This is a genomic window from Marmoricola endophyticus (assembly GCF_014644415.1).
Taxonomy (GTDB): domain Bacteria; phylum Actinomycetota; class Actinomycetes; order Propionibacteriales; family Nocardioidaceae; genus Marmoricola; species Marmoricola endophyticus.
In genome coordinates, this window is the sequence record NZ_BMKQ01000001.1 from 3,015,731 (window position 1) to 3,030,175 (window position 14,445).

At 71.8% G+C, this 14,445-nt stretch carries 17 protein-coding genes; 10 read left to right on the plus strand and 7 right to left on the minus strand.

Annotated elements, in window-relative coordinates; translation table 11 throughout:
* Positions 1 to 58 precede the first annotated feature (58 nt).
* Together IEX42_RS14800 and IEX42_RS14805 are read left to right on the plus strand one after the other, a co-directional pair.
* Positions 59 to 1,330 carry a helix-turn-helix domain-containing protein gene (locus IEX42_RS14800; protein ID WP_188780459.1) on the plus strand — a complete coding sequence of 424 codons (1,272 nt, stop codon included), beginning with the start codon at positions 59 to 61 and terminating at the stop codon, positions 1,328 to 1,330.
* A complete protein-coding gene (locus IEX42_RS14805) occupies positions 1,327 to 1,731 on the plus strand; it encodes a nuclear transport factor 2 family protein (protein ID WP_188780460.1) in 405 nt (134 codons plus the stop codon). The genes IEX42_RS14800 and IEX42_RS14805 overlap by 4 nt, the downstream gene beginning before the upstream one ends.
* Here the strand turns inward: IEX42_RS14805 and IEX42_RS14810 are convergent.
* Entirely contained in the window at positions 1,697 to 2,608 is a 912-nt protein-coding gene (locus IEX42_RS14810; RefSeq protein WP_188780461.1) for a LysR family transcriptional regulator, read from the minus strand. The genes IEX42_RS14805 and IEX42_RS14810 overlap by 35 nt on opposite strands.
* Before the next feature lie 73 nt (positions 2,609 to 2,681).
* Between IEX42_RS14810 and IEX42_RS14815 the strand changes: the two genes are divergently transcribed.
* Positions 2,682 to 3,593 carry an EamA family transporter gene (locus IEX42_RS14815; protein ID WP_188780462.1) on the plus strand — a complete coding sequence of 304 codons (912 nt, stop codon included), beginning with the start codon at positions 2,682 to 2,684 and terminating at the stop codon, positions 3,591 to 3,593.
* Between the two features lie 31 nt (positions 3,594 to 3,624).
* Here IEX42_RS14815 and IEX42_RS14820 read toward each other — a convergent pair whose 3' ends face one another.
* Genes IEX42_RS14820 through IEX42_RS14830 form a run of 3 tightly spaced genes read right to left on the minus strand, consistent with a single transcriptional unit; the run spans position 3,625 to position 6,018 of the window.
* On the minus strand, positions 3,625 to 4,359 hold the full coding sequence (locus tag IEX42_RS14820; protein WP_188780463.1) for an amino acid ABC transporter ATP-binding protein: 735 nt from the start codon (positions 4,357 to 4,359) through the stop codon (positions 3,625 to 3,627).
* On the minus strand, positions 4,359 to 5,177 hold the full coding sequence (locus IEX42_RS14825; protein ID WP_229660889.1) for an amino acid ABC transporter permease: 819 nt from the start codon (positions 5,175 to 5,177) through the stop codon (positions 4,359 to 4,361). Before IEX42_RS14825 ends, IEX42_RS14820 begins: the two co-directional genes overlap by 1 nt.
* A 46-nt stretch (positions 5,178 to 5,223) precedes the next feature.
* Entirely contained in the window at positions 5,224 to 6,018 is a 795-nt protein-coding gene (locus IEX42_RS14830; RefSeq protein ID WP_229660890.1) for a basic amino acid ABC transporter substrate-binding protein, read from the minus strand.
* Between the two features lie 221 nt (positions 6,019 to 6,239).
* On the opposite strand from IEX42_RS14830, the gene IEX42_RS14835 reads away from it, so the two are divergent.
* The 5 genes from IEX42_RS14835 to IEX42_RS14855 all read left to right on the plus strand — a co-directional run bounded on the left by IEX42_RS14835 (position 6,240) and on the right by IEX42_RS14855 (position 11,777).
* Positions 6,240 to 6,719 carry a (2Fe-2S)-binding protein gene (locus tag IEX42_RS14835; RefSeq protein WP_188780464.1) on the plus strand — a complete coding sequence of 160 codons (480 nt, stop codon included), beginning with the start codon at positions 6,240 to 6,242 and terminating at the stop codon, positions 6,717 to 6,719.
* Positions 6,716 to 9,214, plus strand: a complete 2,499-nt coding sequence (locus tag IEX42_RS14840) for a xanthine dehydrogenase family protein molybdopterin-binding subunit (protein WP_188780465.1) — start codon at positions 6,716 to 6,718, stop codon at positions 9,212 to 9,214. The genes IEX42_RS14835 and IEX42_RS14840 overlap by 4 nt, the downstream gene beginning before the upstream one ends.
* Positions 9,211 to 10,065: an FAD binding domain-containing protein gene (locus tag IEX42_RS14845; RefSeq protein ID WP_188780466.1), complete on the plus strand. Its 855-nt coding sequence runs from the start codon at positions 9,211 to 9,213 to the stop codon at positions 10,063 to 10,065. Before IEX42_RS14840 ends, IEX42_RS14845 begins: the two co-directional genes overlap by 4 nt.
* Before the next feature lies 1 nt (position 10,066).
* The gene (locus IEX42_RS14850) at positions 10,067 to 10,873 is read left to right on the plus strand and encodes an SRPBCC family protein (protein WP_188780467.1); all 807 of its coding nucleotides are present in this window, start codon (positions 10,067 to 10,069) and stop codon (positions 10,871 to 10,873) included.
* A 172-nt stretch (positions 10,874 to 11,045) separates the two neighbouring features.
* On the plus strand, positions 11,046 to 11,777 hold the full coding sequence (locus tag IEX42_RS14855) for a GntR family transcriptional regulator (protein ID WP_188780468.1): 732 nt from the start codon (positions 11,046 to 11,048) through the stop codon (positions 11,775 to 11,777).
* A gap of 19 nt (positions 11,778 to 11,796) precedes the next feature.
* Here the strand turns inward: IEX42_RS14855 and IEX42_RS14860 are convergent, their stop codons facing one another.
* A complete protein-coding gene (locus tag IEX42_RS14860) occupies positions 11,797 to 12,414 on the minus strand; it encodes a class I SAM-dependent methyltransferase (protein WP_188780469.1) in 618 nt (205 codons plus the stop codon).
* Positions 12,411 to 12,758: a DUF8819 family protein gene (locus IEX42_RS14865; protein WP_188780470.1), complete on the minus strand. Its 348-nt coding sequence runs from the start codon at positions 12,756 to 12,758 to the stop codon at positions 12,411 to 12,413. Before IEX42_RS14865 ends, IEX42_RS14860 begins: the two co-directional genes overlap by 4 nt.
* A 9-nt stretch (positions 12,759 to 12,767) precedes the next feature.
* Here IEX42_RS14865 and IEX42_RS14870 point away from each other — a divergent pair, with 9 nt between their 5' ends.
* Entirely contained in the window at positions 12,768 to 13,514 is a 747-nt protein-coding gene (locus IEX42_RS14870; protein WP_188780471.1) for a copper homeostasis protein CutC, read from the plus strand.
* Positions 13,511 to 13,777 (plus strand): DUF4031 domain-containing protein, encoded by a 267-nt coding sequence (locus IEX42_RS14875; RefSeq protein WP_188780472.1) that lies wholly within the window; start codon positions 13,511 to 13,513, stop codon positions 13,775 to 13,777. The genes IEX42_RS14870 and IEX42_RS14875 overlap by 4 nt, the downstream gene beginning before the upstream one ends.
* A gap of 21 nt (positions 13,778 to 13,798) precedes the next feature.
* Here the strand turns inward: IEX42_RS14875 and IEX42_RS14880 are convergent, their stop codons facing one another.
* On the minus strand, positions 13,799 to 14,386 hold the full coding sequence (locus IEX42_RS14880) for an HD domain-containing protein (protein ID WP_229660891.1): 588 nt from the start codon (positions 14,384 to 14,386) through the stop codon (positions 13,799 to 13,801).
* Positions 14,387 to 14,445 lie beyond the last annotated feature (59 nt).

The window sequence follows — 14,445 nt, forward strand, 5'->3', positions numbered from 1 at the left end:
GGCGGGCGACCACCGGGCGGGTAGCGTGACCCCGACCACACGACCGGGGAGCGACTCGATGGACACCGGCACCCTGCACGAGCTGCGCGGCGACGCGGTCCGCGCCTGGACGACGTTCGTGGAGCACGGGGAGGGCGCGCTGGACGACGTCTCCCCGGCTCGCCGGACCGCGATCCGACCGGAGATCCTCAGCTCCTGGCGCCGCTCGGCCCCGGCGATCGACCTCGGCGTCAGCGGCGCGCCGTTGGACGACGAGCAGGACACGGCGGCCTACTGGCGCGAGTCGGCGCTGCAGGTCGCGGTGTCCCGGATCGAGGACGAGCTGCGACGGACGGCCGAGGACGGCGACCTCGTGCTCGCGGTGACCGACCCGCAGACCCGCATCCTGTGGACGTACGGCGGGCGCGTCATGCGGACGAAGGCGGAGACCGTCAACTTCGTCCCCGGCGGCCGGTGGGACGACACCAGCGTCGGCACGAACGCGCTCGACCTCGCGGGACGCATGGACACCCCGTCGATGGTGTTCAGCGCCGAGCACTACGCGCCGATCGTGCACAACTGGGTGTGCTGGGCCGCGCCGGTCCACGACCCTGCCACCGGCGAGCGGCTCGGTGTCATCGACCTCTCGACGACCTGGGACCGCACCCACCCGATCGGTCTGGCCACCGCCCGGATGATGGCGCGACTGATCGAGACCGCGATCCCCGACCGGGCCGCGCCGCCTCGCCCGCGCGGCGCGGCGGGCTCGCCGGTCGAGGTGGCCGGTCTCGGGCTGAGCCTGACCCTGCTCGGGTCGGCCGAGGCCCGGCTGGACGGCCGGCGGCTCCTGCTCAACCGGCGGCAGACGGAGATCCTCGCGCTCCTGGCCATGCACCCCGACGGGCTGTCGCTGGACCAGCTGCACGCGTACCTCTACGGCGACCAGGCCGTGACGGCCTCCACCCTCAAGGCCGAGGTCTCCCACCTGCGCGCTGCGCTGGGCGGGGCGCTGGCGTCGCGGCCGTACCGGCTGATGATGCCGGTGGAGGTCGACGTCGACAGCGTCATCGCGCACATCCGCAGCGGTGACGTGCTCGGCGCGGTGGCGGCGTACGGCGGCGACCTGCTGCCCGGGACGAACTCGCCGGTCCTGTCCGAGCTCGCCGACTACGTCGCGGTCGCGCTGCGCGAGGCCCTGCTGGCCGATCCCCAGCCGGACGCCGTGATGGGCTACAGCGAGATCGCGCCGTACGACACCGAGGTGCTCGAGCACTGCCTCGCCGGGCTCGGGGCGGCTCCGCACCCGGCTCGAGCGCTGCTCAGGGGCCGGCTCGCCGCGGCGGCACGATGAGTGCGCAGCGGCCGACCGCGGTCGCCGCCTGGCACGAGGTCGTCGACGCCCGCGCGGACGCCGGGCGGGTGCGCGACCTGCTGGCCGGGCTGCTCGCCGACGACGTCGTCTTCCGCTCGCCGGCCGTCTTCGCCCCGCAGGAGGGGCGGGAGGCGGCCACGGCGTACCTCACCGCCGCGATGGCCGTCCTCGGCCCGACGCTGAGCTACCGCCGCGAGCTGTACGCCGAGGACTCGGCCGTCCTGGAGTTCGAGGCCGACCTCGACGGCACGCTCGTCCACGGCATCGACTTCCTGCGGTGGGACGGCGAGGACCGGCTGGTGGACTTCACCGTCATGGTCCGTCCCAAGCGGGCGCTGGACGTGCTCATCGAGCAGATGGCGGCGCAGCTGTTCGGCTGAGCGCGTCGAGCACGGCGAGGACCGCCGGGGAGTCCTTCATGCTGCGCCGGTGCAGGGCGGTGACCGTCCGTGTCGGCACGGGGTCGTGCGCCTCCAGCGCCCGGACCCCGTCTGCGAGCGGAGCACGCCCGAGACGGGGGACCAGGGCGATACCGAGGCCCGCCTCGACGAGTGCCAGGTGGGAGTCGAACTCCATCGACACGTGAGCGATCCGCGGGGTGCGTCCGGTGCCGACGTACATCCGGTCCAGCCACTGGCGGCAGATGGTGCCCTCCGGCGTGGCGATCCACTCGACCTCGACCAGATCGGCAGGGCGCACCCGACGACGCTCGGCGAGCGCGTGGCCGGCCGGCACGACGACGTCGGCCACGTCGCGCGCGATCTCGCGCGAGTCGAGGTGCTCCGGCACGCTGATCGGGACATCGCCCCAGCTGTGCACGACCCCCAGGTCGGCGCGACCGTCGGCGACCCGGGCGACCGCGTCCCACGGCTCGTGCTCGGTGATCTTCAGCCGCAGGTCCGGGTGCGTACGGACGACCGGCCCGAGGGCGGGGGCCACCAGCCCACGTACGGCGGTGGAGAACGTCGCGATCCTCAGCACGCCGGAGACCGATCCGGCTGCGTGGTGCAGATCGCTCTCGACGCGCTCCAGGTCCTGCAGCAGCGATCCGCCGGACGTGACGAGCCGGCGGCCGGTGTCGGTCAGGATCACTCCGCGACCGACCCGCTCGAGCAGAGCCAACCCGACCTGCCGCTCCAGCCGCTTCACCTGCTGGGAGACGGCGCTCGGCGTGAACCCGAGGGCGTCGGCGGCCGCGCTGACGGAGCCATGGGTCGAGACCGCCCGCAGAGAGACCAGCGCGTCGAGGTCGATCATGAAGCAATGCTACGTGGTCGGTACGACCTTCTTTCGCTGGTGCTTGACGATTGCTGTCACTCACCATGACGCCATGACGTTTCGTGACTCGGCCGCCGCCACGCTCGTCGCGGTGATCTGGGGGTTCAACTTCGTCGTGATCGACTGGGGGATGGCGGGGATCCCGCCGCTGCTGTTCCTCGCGGTCCGGTTCGTCGTCGTGGTGGTGCCCGCGGTGTTCCTCGTACCCCGTCCGGCGGCCTCGTGGCGGGTCGTCGCGGCCGTCGGTGCCTTCATGTCGCTCGGCCAGTTCAGCCTGCTCTACCTCTCGATCGCCGCGGGCATGCCGCCAGGTCTGGCAGGTCTGGTGCTTCAGGCCCAGGTGGTGTTCACCGTCGTCATCGCCGCCGGTGCGCTGAGGGAGGTGCCGACCCGGCACCAGGTGGTCGGGATACTGATCGGTGCGACCGGCCTGCTGGTGGTGGCGCTGGGTCGCGGTGGCCAGACGCCGGGCATCGCGCTCCTGCTGTGTCTCGCGGCCGCGCTCAGCTGGGGAGTCGGCAACACCGTCTCCCGCGCATCCGGCGTCGCCGGTGGGCTGTCGTTGACGGTCTGGTCGGCGCTGGTGGTGCCCGTGCCCGCGCTGGCGCTGTCCCTCGTCGTCGACGGGCCGGGCGGTGTCCTCGACGGGGCGAGGGCTTTCGGATGGCACGCCGCGCTGGGGACGGCGTACACCGCGCTGCTCGCCTCGCTGGTCGGGTACGGCATCTTCAACACCCTGCTGTCCCGCAATCCGCCCTCGGCGGTCGTGCCATGGGTACTGCTGGTGCCGCCGGTGTCGATCACCTCGGCCTGGCTCGCCCTCGGCGACGTGCCGACACCGGCAGAGCTCGGCGGTGGGGCGGTGATGCTCACCGGGGTGCTGGTGACGATGATGGGGGGACGCCGGCTCGCGTCGACAACTCCCGTGTCCGCCGCTGTCGACGCCGCCCCCGCCGGCCGGTGAGCGCTGGCCGGTGCGACCGGCGCCCGACCGGCTAGAGCACCTTCGACAGGAAGGACTGCGTCCGCTCGTGCTGCGGGTTGGCGAGCACCTCGACGGGGTCGCCCTCCTCGACGATGACGCCGCCGTCCATGAAGACCAGCTTGTCGCCGACCTCGCGGGCGAAGCCCATCTCGTGGGTGACGACCATCATCGTCATCCCCTCGCGCGCGAGGTCCTTCATCACGCCGAGCACGTCGCCGACCAGCTCGGGGTCCAGCGCGCTGGTCGGCTCGTCGAAGAGCATCATGTCGGGGTCCATCGACAGCGCCCGCGCGATCGCGATGCGCTGCTGCTGACCGCCGGAGAGGTGCGCCGGGTAGGCGTCCTCGCGGGCCGCCAGCCCCACCTTCTCCAGGTTCTTCCGGGCGATCTGTGCCGCCTCGTCCTTCCCGCGACCCTTCACCCGCTGCTGGGCCAGCGTCAGGTTGCGCAGCACCGTCAGGTGCGGGAACAGGTTGAACTGCTGGAAGACCATGCCGATCCGGCTGCGGATCGCGTCGACGTGCACGTCGGGGTCGGTGATCTCGTCGCCCTCGACAAAGATCTTGCCCGAGGTGGGCTGCTCGAGCAGGTTGACGCAGCGCAGCAGCGTCGACTTGCCCGACCCCGAGGGGCCGATGACGCAGACCACCTGGCCGTTGTCCACGTGGAAGTCGATGCCCTTGAGCACCTGGTTGTCGCCGAAGTACTTGTGCAGCTGCTGGACGTCGATCGCGGGAGTACTCATCAGCGGGCCCTCTCCGCTCGTGCCTCCATGCGTCGTACGACGATGGACAGCGGGACCGTGATCACCAGGTAGGCGATCGACACCGCGAACAGCGGCGTCAGGTTGACGTACTGGTTGAGCGCCTGACGCCCGAAGGAGGTCAGCTCCAGCGCGGACGGGCCGAGCCCGAGGATGTAGACCAGCGAGGAGTCCTTGGTCAGCAGGATCAGCTCGTTGGTCAGCGGTGGCAGCACGATCCGGAACGCCTGGGGGATCACCACCGAGACCATCGCCCGGCTCTGGCTCATCCCGAGCGACCGGGCCGCCTCCATCTGCCCCTTCGGGACGGCCTGGATGCCGGCCCGGATGGTCTCGGCCATGTACGCCGCCCCCACCAGGCCGAGCGCCACGGTCACGGTGGTGAAGATGCCGCCGGGCAGCAGGATGCCGAACGCGATCGGCAGGCCGTAGCCGAAGGCGATGAAGACGATCAGCGCCGGGACCCCGCGGAAGAACTCGATCACCACCGTGGCGATCCAGCGGTAGGGGCCGACCGAGGACAGCCGCATGAGAGCCAGGATCAGCCCCAGGACCAGCCCGAAGACGAACGCGCCGGCGGTGTAGATGACGGTGTTCTTCAGCGCCGTCGTGATGATCGACGGGAACAGCTTCGAGATGATGTCGCCGGCGAACAGCTGCGAGCGGATCTCGCCCCAGTCGGCGATGAGCGCCAGGGCCACGATGACCGCGACCAGCACGACGTACTGGACGCCCCTGCTCGCGCGTGCCCGTTGGCGTGGGCTCATCCCCGACGGGCGTGGGGCTGTGGTCGTCGACATGACGGTCTCCTGGGACGGGGAGTGTCTTCGGGGGACTGGCGTGGGGTCAGCTCTGGGGAGCGGCCTGCCCGAACCACTTCTTGTAGAGGGAGTCGTACGTCCCGTCGTCCTTGACCTCGGACAGCATCTTGTCGGCAGCGTCCTTGAGCTTGTCCCCACCGTTCTTGCTCACGCCGAAGCCGTACTGCTCGCCGGTGTCGAACTCGGCGGTGACCTCGGTGTCGGTGTTGGTCTTGGCGTAGTCCAGCAGCGGGCCGTTGTCCTGCACGGCGGCGTCGACCTGGCCGGTCTTGACCGCGGTGGTGAGCAGGCCGAGGTCCTCGAAGACGCGGATGTTCGCGTTCTTGGGGGCGTTCTTCTTGGTGTAGATCTCGCCGGTCGTGCCCTGCTGGACACCGATGGTCTTGCCGGCGAGGTCGTCGAGCGTCTTCGCGCCGCCCTTCTTGACCAGAAGTGCCTGGGTGGCGTCGAAGTACGGGTCGGAGAATCCGATGACCTTCTTGCGTGCGTCCGTGATCGTCATCCCCGCCGCGGCGATGTCGCACTGCTTGGTGTTGAGGGCCTGGCCGGACTGGATGCCCTCGAACGGGGTCTGGACCACGGCGACCTTCACGCCCAGCTGCTTGGCCAACTCGTCCATCAGCGAGATGTCGAAGCCGACGACGTCGCTGCCCTGCTGGAACTCGAACGGCTTGTACGGCAGCTGGGTGCACACCGAGAGGGTGCCGCTCTTGACCAGGCTCACCCCGCTCTCGGTGGTGCCCCCGCTGGACCCGCAGGCGGTCAGGCCCAGGGCGAGGGCGGCGGTGGAGACGGCTGCTGTCATCAGTCGCGTACGCATGGGCAGACCGTAACCACCCGAGGCGGTGATCCCGCCCACAACGAGGTCTCGATACGGACACGAAACTGCTCATCCGTCCCAGGAGCCCCGCGGCCGGGACCGGCGCCGAGCACCAACCTTCGGCCAACCGAGCCCACCTACGTTGTGTGATCCAGGACACGCTCGCGGCCGACTCTGTACGTCCGCGGTCCGGTGCAGCCCTCGAGGACCAAGGAGTGGGAATGACCAGGATCAACCTCACCGTCGACGGGGCGAAGGTCTCCGACGACGTGGAGCCGAGGACGCTCCTCGTGCACTACCTGCGCGAGACGCTCGGCAAGACCGGCACGGTCGTCGGTTGCGACACCAGCAACTGCGGCGCGTGCACAGTGCACCTCGACGGCAAGTCGGTGAAGTCGTGCAACGTGCTGGCCGTGCAGGCCGACGGCGCCGATGTCACCACGATCGAGGGCCTGGCGCAGGACGGCGAGCTGCACCCGGTCCAGGCGGCGTTCCACGAGTGCCACGCCCTGCAGTGCGGCTACTGCACGCCGGGGATGATCATGCAGTCGGTCGACCTGCTCAAGGACAACCCGAACCCCTCCGAGGACGAGATCCGGGTCGGGCTGGAGGGCAACCTGTGCCGCTGCACGGGCTACCACAACATCGTCCGCGCCGTGCAGACCGCGGCCGCCGGCGCGAGCGAGGGGGGTCAGGCATGACCGTCACCGAGGACCGCCCCGCCGCTGCGGGACCTGCGGGCGAGATCGGTCGCGACCGACGCCGCAAGGAGGACCAGCGCCTGATCACCGGTCGTACGCGCTGGACCGACAACATCACCCTGCCCGGGATGCTGCACATGGCCATGGTGCGCAGCCCCTTCGCCCACGCGAAGATCGTCTCGATCGACAAGAGCGAGGCAGAGGCAGCGCCCAACGTCGTCGGCGTCTTCACCGGTGCCGACCTCGGCGAGAGCCAGGGCGTCCTGATCAACGCCTGGCCGATCACGCCGGAGCAGGTCGCCCCCGTGCACCTGCCGATGCCGGCCGACCGGGTGTCCTTCGCGGGCGAGATCGTCGCGGTCGTCGTGGCGCGCACGGCCGCCGAGGCCCGTGACGCCGCCGAGCTGGTCGACGTCGACTACGAGGAGCTGCCGGCCGCGCTGGACCTCAAGGAGAACGCCGAGGACAAGGTCCTCGCGCACCCCGACCTGGGCACCAACAAGTCGGCGCTGTGGGTCTTCGACTCCGCCGAGGCCGGCACGGGTGGCGACGTCGAGGAGGCGATCACCAAGGCCCGGGCCGACGGCGTCGTCGTCGAGCGCGAGTTCCGCCAGCAGCGGCTGATCCCCGCGTTCATGGAGCCCCGCTCCGTGGTCGTCGACCCGACCGGCGAGCAGAACACCATGTGGTCGGCGACCCAGGTCCCACACATCCTGCGCTTCGCGCTGGCGGCGACCACGGGGGTGCCGGAGTCGAAGATCCGCGTCATCGCCCCCGACGTCGGCGGCGGCTTCGGCGGCAAGCTCCAGGTCACCCCCGAGGAGTGGCTGACCTGGTGCCTGGCCCGTCGGATCGGCAAGCCGGTGAAGTACACCGAGACCCGCTCGGAGTCGCTGATGGCGGCCCACCACGGTCGCGACCAGTGGCAGAAGCTGACCCTGGCCGCCGAGAAGGACGGCACGGTCACCGGTCTCAAGGTGGAGCTGCTCGCGGACCTCGGCTCGCACGTCGCCGTCGTCGGCGGTGGCGTGCCGGTGCTGGGCGCGTTCATGTTCAACGCGATCTACAAGTTCCCCGCGTACCACTTCGCCTGCCAGACGGTGCTCTCGAACAAGGCCTGGACCGACGCGTACCGCGGTGCGGGCCGGCCCGAGGCGACCTTCGGCATCGAGCGGATGATGACCGAGCTCGCCGACGTGCTCGGCGTCGACCCGCTCGAGGTGCGCGAGAAGAACTGGATCAAGCACGACGAGTTCCCGTTCACCACCGTGGCCGGGCTGGAGTACGACTCCGGCAACTACGAGGCCGCCACCGAGAAGGCCAAGGCCTCCTTCGGGTACGACGAGCTCCGCGCCGAGCAGCAGCGTCGTCGCGACGCCGGCGACCCGGTCCAGCTGGGCATCGGCGTCTCCACGTTCACCGAGATGTGCGGGCTGGCCCCCTCCCGGGTGCTCGGCTCGCTGGACTACGGCGCCGGCGGCTGGGAGCACGCGAGCGTTCGGATGCTGGCCACCGGCACGGTCGAGATCGTCACCGGGGCCAGCGCCCACGGCCAGGGTCACGAGACGGCGTTCAGCCAGATCGTCGCCGACCGGCTGGGGGTGCCGTTCGAGAACGTCGAGGTCCTGCACGGCGACACCCAGATCGCGCACAAGGGCCTCGACACGTACGGCTCCCGCTCGCTGGTCGTCGGCGGCGAGGCCCTGGTGAAGGCGGCCGACAAGGTGATCGAGAAGGCCAAGCCGGTCGCGGCCCACATGCTCGAGGCGAGCGTCGACGACATCGAGTTCAGTGCCGGCACGTTCACCGTGCGCGGGACCGACCAGGGTGTCGGCATCGGTGACATCGCGGGGGCGGTCTTCGCCGCCCACGACCTGCCCGACGGGATGGAGCCCTCGCTGGACTCCGAGGCGACGTACGACCCGATCAACTTCAACTACCCGCACGGCACCCACCTGTGCGCGGTCGAGGTGGACACCGAGACCGGTCAGGTGCAGATGCGCAAGTACACCTGCGTCGACGACATCGGCAACGTCATCAACCCGCTGATCGTGGCCGGGCAGGTGCACGGTGGGCTGGTGCAGGGCATCGCGCAGGCGCTGTTCGAGGAGGCGGTCCACGACGAGTCCGGGACGCTCGTCTCGGCGTCGTTCGTCGACTACCTCGTCCCCACCGCTGCCGACCTGATCAGCTTCGACGTCGAGCACAACACGACGCCCTCGCTGACCAACACGCTCGGCACCAAGGGCGTCGGCGAGGCGGGCACCATCGCCTCGACCCCCGCGGTGGTCAACGCCGTGGTCGACGCGCTGCGGCCCTTCGGGGTCGACGACGTGGTGATGCCCTGCACGCCCGAGCGGGTGTGGAAGGCGGTCCACGCCAAGGACGGAGCAGCAGCGGACGGCGCCGATCCGACGACCGGAGCGGCTGCCGCGCACTTCGACACCCAGGACACCGCGGACCGCTCCGCCGGTCAGGAAGGAGCGGGCGAATGATCCCCGCACAGTTCGACTACGCCGCCCCCACGTCGGTGGAGGAGGCGCTGGCCCTGCTCGCCGAGCACGGCGACGAGGCCAAGGTCATCGCCGGTGGCCAGTCCCTGCTGCCGGTGCTCCGGATGCGCCTCAACGCTCCCGGGATCGTGGTCGACCTCGGCCGGATCGAGGGGCTCTCGGGGGTCCGCGACGACGGTGACGTGCTCACGGTCGGCGCGATGACCACCCACGCCGAGATGCTCGGCAACCCGCTGGTCGCCGAGCACGCGGCCCTCGTCACGAAGGCCGTCCACCACCTGGCCGACGCGCAGATCAGGCACCGGGGGACCTTCGGCGGAGCGCTCGCGCACGCCGACCCGGCCGGCGACATGGGCGCGCCGGCCCTCGCGCTGGACGCCGAGTTCGTCATCGCCGGTCAGTCGGGGGTGCGCACCGTGCCCGCCTCGGACTTCTTCGTCGACCTGTTCGAGACCGCGATCGGCGAGGACGAGCTGCTGGTCGGCGTACGCCTGCCCAAGCACACCGGCTGGGGGGCGCACTACGAGAAGTTCGTCCGCGTGGCCCACCAGTGGCCGATCGTCGCCGTCGCGGCGACGGTCAAGGCGGAGGGCGGCACCATCACCGAGGCCCGCGTCGGCCTGACCAACATGGGCTCCACGCCCCTGCGGGCGACCGCCGTGGAGCAGGCCCTCACCGGTCAGCCGGCCACTGAGGAGACGGTCCGCGCCGCGGCCGCGTCCGCCGCCGACGGCACCGCCCCGCCCTCGGACCTCAACGGCGACAGCGACTACCGCCGCCACCTGGCCACGGTCCTGACCAGGCGAGCCGTGCTCGCCGCGGCGGGAGGCTGAGGTGCAGCTCACCCACCGGTTCACCGTCCCCGCGTCGAAGGACACCACCTGGGCCGCCTTCGACGACATCGAGTCGGTTGCCGAGTGCTTTCCCGGCGCGCTGGTCACCTCGGTCGAGGGCGACACGTTCGAGGGCACCGTCAAGGTCAAGCTCGGGCCGATCGCGCTGGTCTACAAGGGCACCGGGACGTTCACCGAGAAGGACGAGGCCTCTGGGCGGATGCTGATCGTCGCGAAGGGCAAGGACAAGCGCGGCAACGGCACCGCCGGCGCCGACGTCGTGGCCACGCTGACCCCCCACGGCGACTCGTGCGACGTCGAGGTCGTCACCGACCTGGCCATCACCGGCAAGCCGGCGCAGTTCGGCCGTGGCGTCATCCAGGACGTCTCGGACAAGCTGCTCGGCCAGTTCGTCACCTGCCTGGAGTCCAAGGTCGGCAGCGGGGCGGGGGAGAGACCGCCCGCCTCCGCGCCCACGGCACCGGCCCGTCCCGCCACCGAGGACGACGGCAGCCCGGCCGCCCGAAGTGCGGGTGGGACGGGTCCTGGGACGGACGCAGGGCCGAGCGCCGTGCCCGGGCCCAGCGTCGTCCCGGCGCCCGGGCAGGCGAGCGCGCCCGCGTCCCCGGCACCGGCCGGGTCGCCCTCGCCGGCACCATCGGCGAGCAGGTCCGAGCCCGCACCGCAGCAGGACGATGCGATCGACCTCGGTGCGACCGTCCTGCCGATCCTCGCCAAGGCCTACTGGAAGCAGGCACTGGCTGCCGTCGTCGTGATCGCGGTGATCGTCTGGCTGCTGGTCAGGTAGCACCCGACGCCCCCACGGCCCGGTTCCTCGCCCGAGGAGCCGGGCCCTCGTGGCGTGGTGGCGGGTGAGCGAGAAGCACGATTCCGATCGGTCGAAAACCCTGCGAAGGGCGTGTCGGGATGGCTACGTTCGGGCTCTGGACGTGTGAGGCTCGGGCCTGGAAGGGACAGGCGTGGACACCGTCAACACCCCCGGTGCGCGGTTCAAGCACGAGCAGGTGCGGGAGTACGTCCGCAGCCTGGCGCTGGCCGCCGAGCCGGGTGCGCACGCGCCCTCCGAGCGGGAGCTCGTCCAGCGGTTCAACGTCGCCCGGATGACCGTGCGGCACGCGATGGACGGGCTGGTCGCGCAGGGGCTGCTCGAACGCATCCCCGGGCGCGGGACCTTCGTGGCCAAGCCGCACGTCGAGATGCAGTCGCGGCTCTCCTCGTTCACCGAGGAGATGAAGCGGCGCGGGCGCAAGCCGGGGTCGTCGACGATGCAGCGGACCCGACGTCGTGCGGGGCCGGGCGTGGCGCGAGCCATGCAGATCGAGGAGGGCGAGCCGGTCGGCTACTGGCGGCGCCTTCGCACCGCCGACGGGGTGCCGGTCTGCATCTGCGACGTCTACTTCTCGCTGGAGCACTTCGACCACCTCCTCAGTGGGGCCGAGCCGTCCTCGCTGTACTCGTGGTTCGCCGAACGTGACCTCCTGCCGACCTGGGGGGAGGACTCCGTGGTGGCCGCCGTCGCGACCGCAGAGGAGGCCGAGATCCTGCAGATCGAGGAGGGGTCGGCAGTGCTCCGCGTCTCCCGACGGGCCTTCTGCCGCGAGGTGGTGTGCGAGGTCTCCCGGTCGACCTACCGCGCCGACCAGTTCACGCTCTGGGTCCCCGTCCTCCGCTCCGACCCGGGTGGCGCCTGAGCGGGCCGCGAGGGCGTCCTCACGCAGGAGGTCGGCCGAGCACGAACACCGCGTAGTCGGGGTCGGTCTCGCGCAGGTCGTAGCCGCCGAACCGGTGCTCGACGACCAGGCCGACGGCCTCGACGTCGGTGCGGAAGGCAGCCTCCGGGTACGCCGCCGCGTTCCGGGGACCGTGAGCGGTCTTGAAGCCGACGAGCACCCGCCCACCCGGTGCGAGCAGCGCGGCCAGGCTCCGCAGCACCTGCTCCTCGGTGTCCTCGGCGACGTAGACCATCACGTTGCCGACCGCCACCACGACGTCGTACGAGGTCGGTCGCCCGGCGCGCGCGAGCAGCTCCGGGGTGAGGTCGAGGAGGTCGGCGGTGACCACGGGCAGGTCCGGGTACGACGTGCGCGCCGCCGCGACGAGCTCCGCGTCCTTCTCCACGCAGGTGACGTCGTGCCCGCGCCCGGCCAGCGCGGCTCCCACGCGGCCCATCCCGGACCCGGCGTCGAGGACGCGGGCGCCGCGCGGGGCGAGCACGTCGACCAGGCGGGCCTCGCCGTCGATGTCCTCGCCGGCGGCGATCAGCCGGGTGAACCGGTCGGCGTAGTGGGAGTGGTCGCCCTGCTCCCACCTGGTCGCCGGGGTGCTCACGAGAGCCTTCCGACCGCCGCGACCACGGTGCCCGACTCCTCGCACACCCACTGCGGGTCCGGCCCCCCGATGTCGGGGTCGACGTACAGCGCGTGGGGGGTCTCGACGTCGCAGTGGTGGCACAGCGGCCAGCGGCCGGACGTCGACAGCAGGGCGTCCTGCACGTCCTGGGCCACCAGCCCGGTGACGAACGGCGAGCCCTCGGCCCACTGCTCGAGCCACCACCGGCGCTGGCTGACCGCCTCCTCGAGGATGGAGACGCACTCGGCGCTGGCGACGTCGGTGGCCTCGAGGTCGCGCAACACCTGTGCGCGTGCGGTGATCAGCGGGTCCGGGGATGTCACGATGCCAGTGTGACAAGTGAGCCCGACCAGGCGCGTGTGCTCGAGGTCGTCTGCGCCCACGTGCGCGACGTCGCGGCCGCGACCGAGGGCGGCGCCGACCGGCTGCTGCTCGTCGACGGCCCGGCCTCGGGAGGTGCGACCCCCTCGCCGGCCGCCGTCAGCGCAGCGGCCCGGGAGAGCGAGGTGCCGCTGCGGGTGCTGCTGCGCGACGACAGCGCGCCGGACCGGGCACCGACCGACCAGGCGTCGGCCGACCACCTCGTCGCCCGTGCGCGCGAGCTGCTCGCGATCGGGGCGACCAGCGTGGCGATCGGCTTCCTCGACGACCAGCTCGAGGTCGACGTGACCGGCACGGCCGGGCTGGCCCGGGTGCTGGGCGTCCCGTGGGGCTTCCACCGCGGGTTCGACGACGCCCTGTCGGCCGACCGCGCGTGGCGCGACGTCCGCGACCTGCCAGGTCTGGAGTCGGTGACCTCCGGCGGGGCCGCCCGCGGGCTTCCGGTCGGGGGCGAGGAGCTGATGCGACGGGCTTCCGGCGACGCTCGGCTCGCCTCGCTGGTGCTCGCCGCCGGCGACCTGCGGGCCGACCAGGTCCCGTGGCTGGTCCGGGCAGGCGTCCGTCGGCTCCAGCTGGGTCCCGAGGTGCGGGAGGACGGCTCCTGGCACCGCTCCGACGTGTCCGTCGAGCGGGTCCGCGCCTGGCGGCTGCTGCTCGACGACGCCTGCGACCTGGCGGACGGCGTACCCGTCGGATGATCCTCATCGACCCGCCGAACGCCGCCGGCCGCGGACGGCTGTGGTCGCACCTGGCCTCCGACGCGTCGCTGGCCGAGTTGCACGGCTTCGCCCTCGAGCACGGGGTGCCCGAGGGTGCGTTCGACCGCGACCACTACGACGTACCCGCGGAGTGGCACGACACCATCGTCGAGGCCGGCGCGACGCCGGTGTCCAGCCGCGAGCTGGTCGCCCGGCTGCGCTCGGCCGGGCTGCGGGTCAGGAAGGCGCCGCGCTCGCGCTGACCCGGTGCGTGCGGCGGTGGCTCAGCGCAGCCGGTCGAGCTCGCGCCGCAGGTTCGCGCGAGCGGCTCGCTCCCACCTCGCTCGGCCGTCCTCGGTCTCGAACAGGTGCTCCTTGGCGAGCAGGCCGTCGAGCACCGCCCGACGCCCGGCGCGGAAGTCGGCGTCGGGAACATGGGCGTACTCCGTGCGGACGCCGGCGGTGTACGTCGCGTACCGCTCCGGCCCGGCTGCCAGGATCGCCAGGTCCGCGTCGCACAGCGCGGCACCCGCGACGTCACCGGGCTCGGGGCGGTGGGTCGCGGTCAGTCGGACCAGGCGGCCCACCTCCGCGGCCAGGTCCGGCTCGTCGGAGAGCGCACTCTCCGCCCACGCCGCCGAGCGCTCCTCGTCGTCGCCGGCACCGTCGTACACCGCATCGTGGAACCACGCCGCGAGCACGACCGCGCCGTCGTCGACGCCCAGCTCGGCGAGCCGGGCGAGGACCTCGCACAGGTGCGTCCGGTCGTGGTAGCCGCGCCCCGGCTCGTCGTACGCCCGGAGCAGCGCGTCGCGCAGCGCCTCGTCGTACCCCGGGGGCCAGGGCAACCCGGCGATCGCTCCCCGGTCCATCTCGCCAGCCTAGAGGCGCCGATCTGCCGACAAAACAGGACGTTGTCGTCGCCAACTAA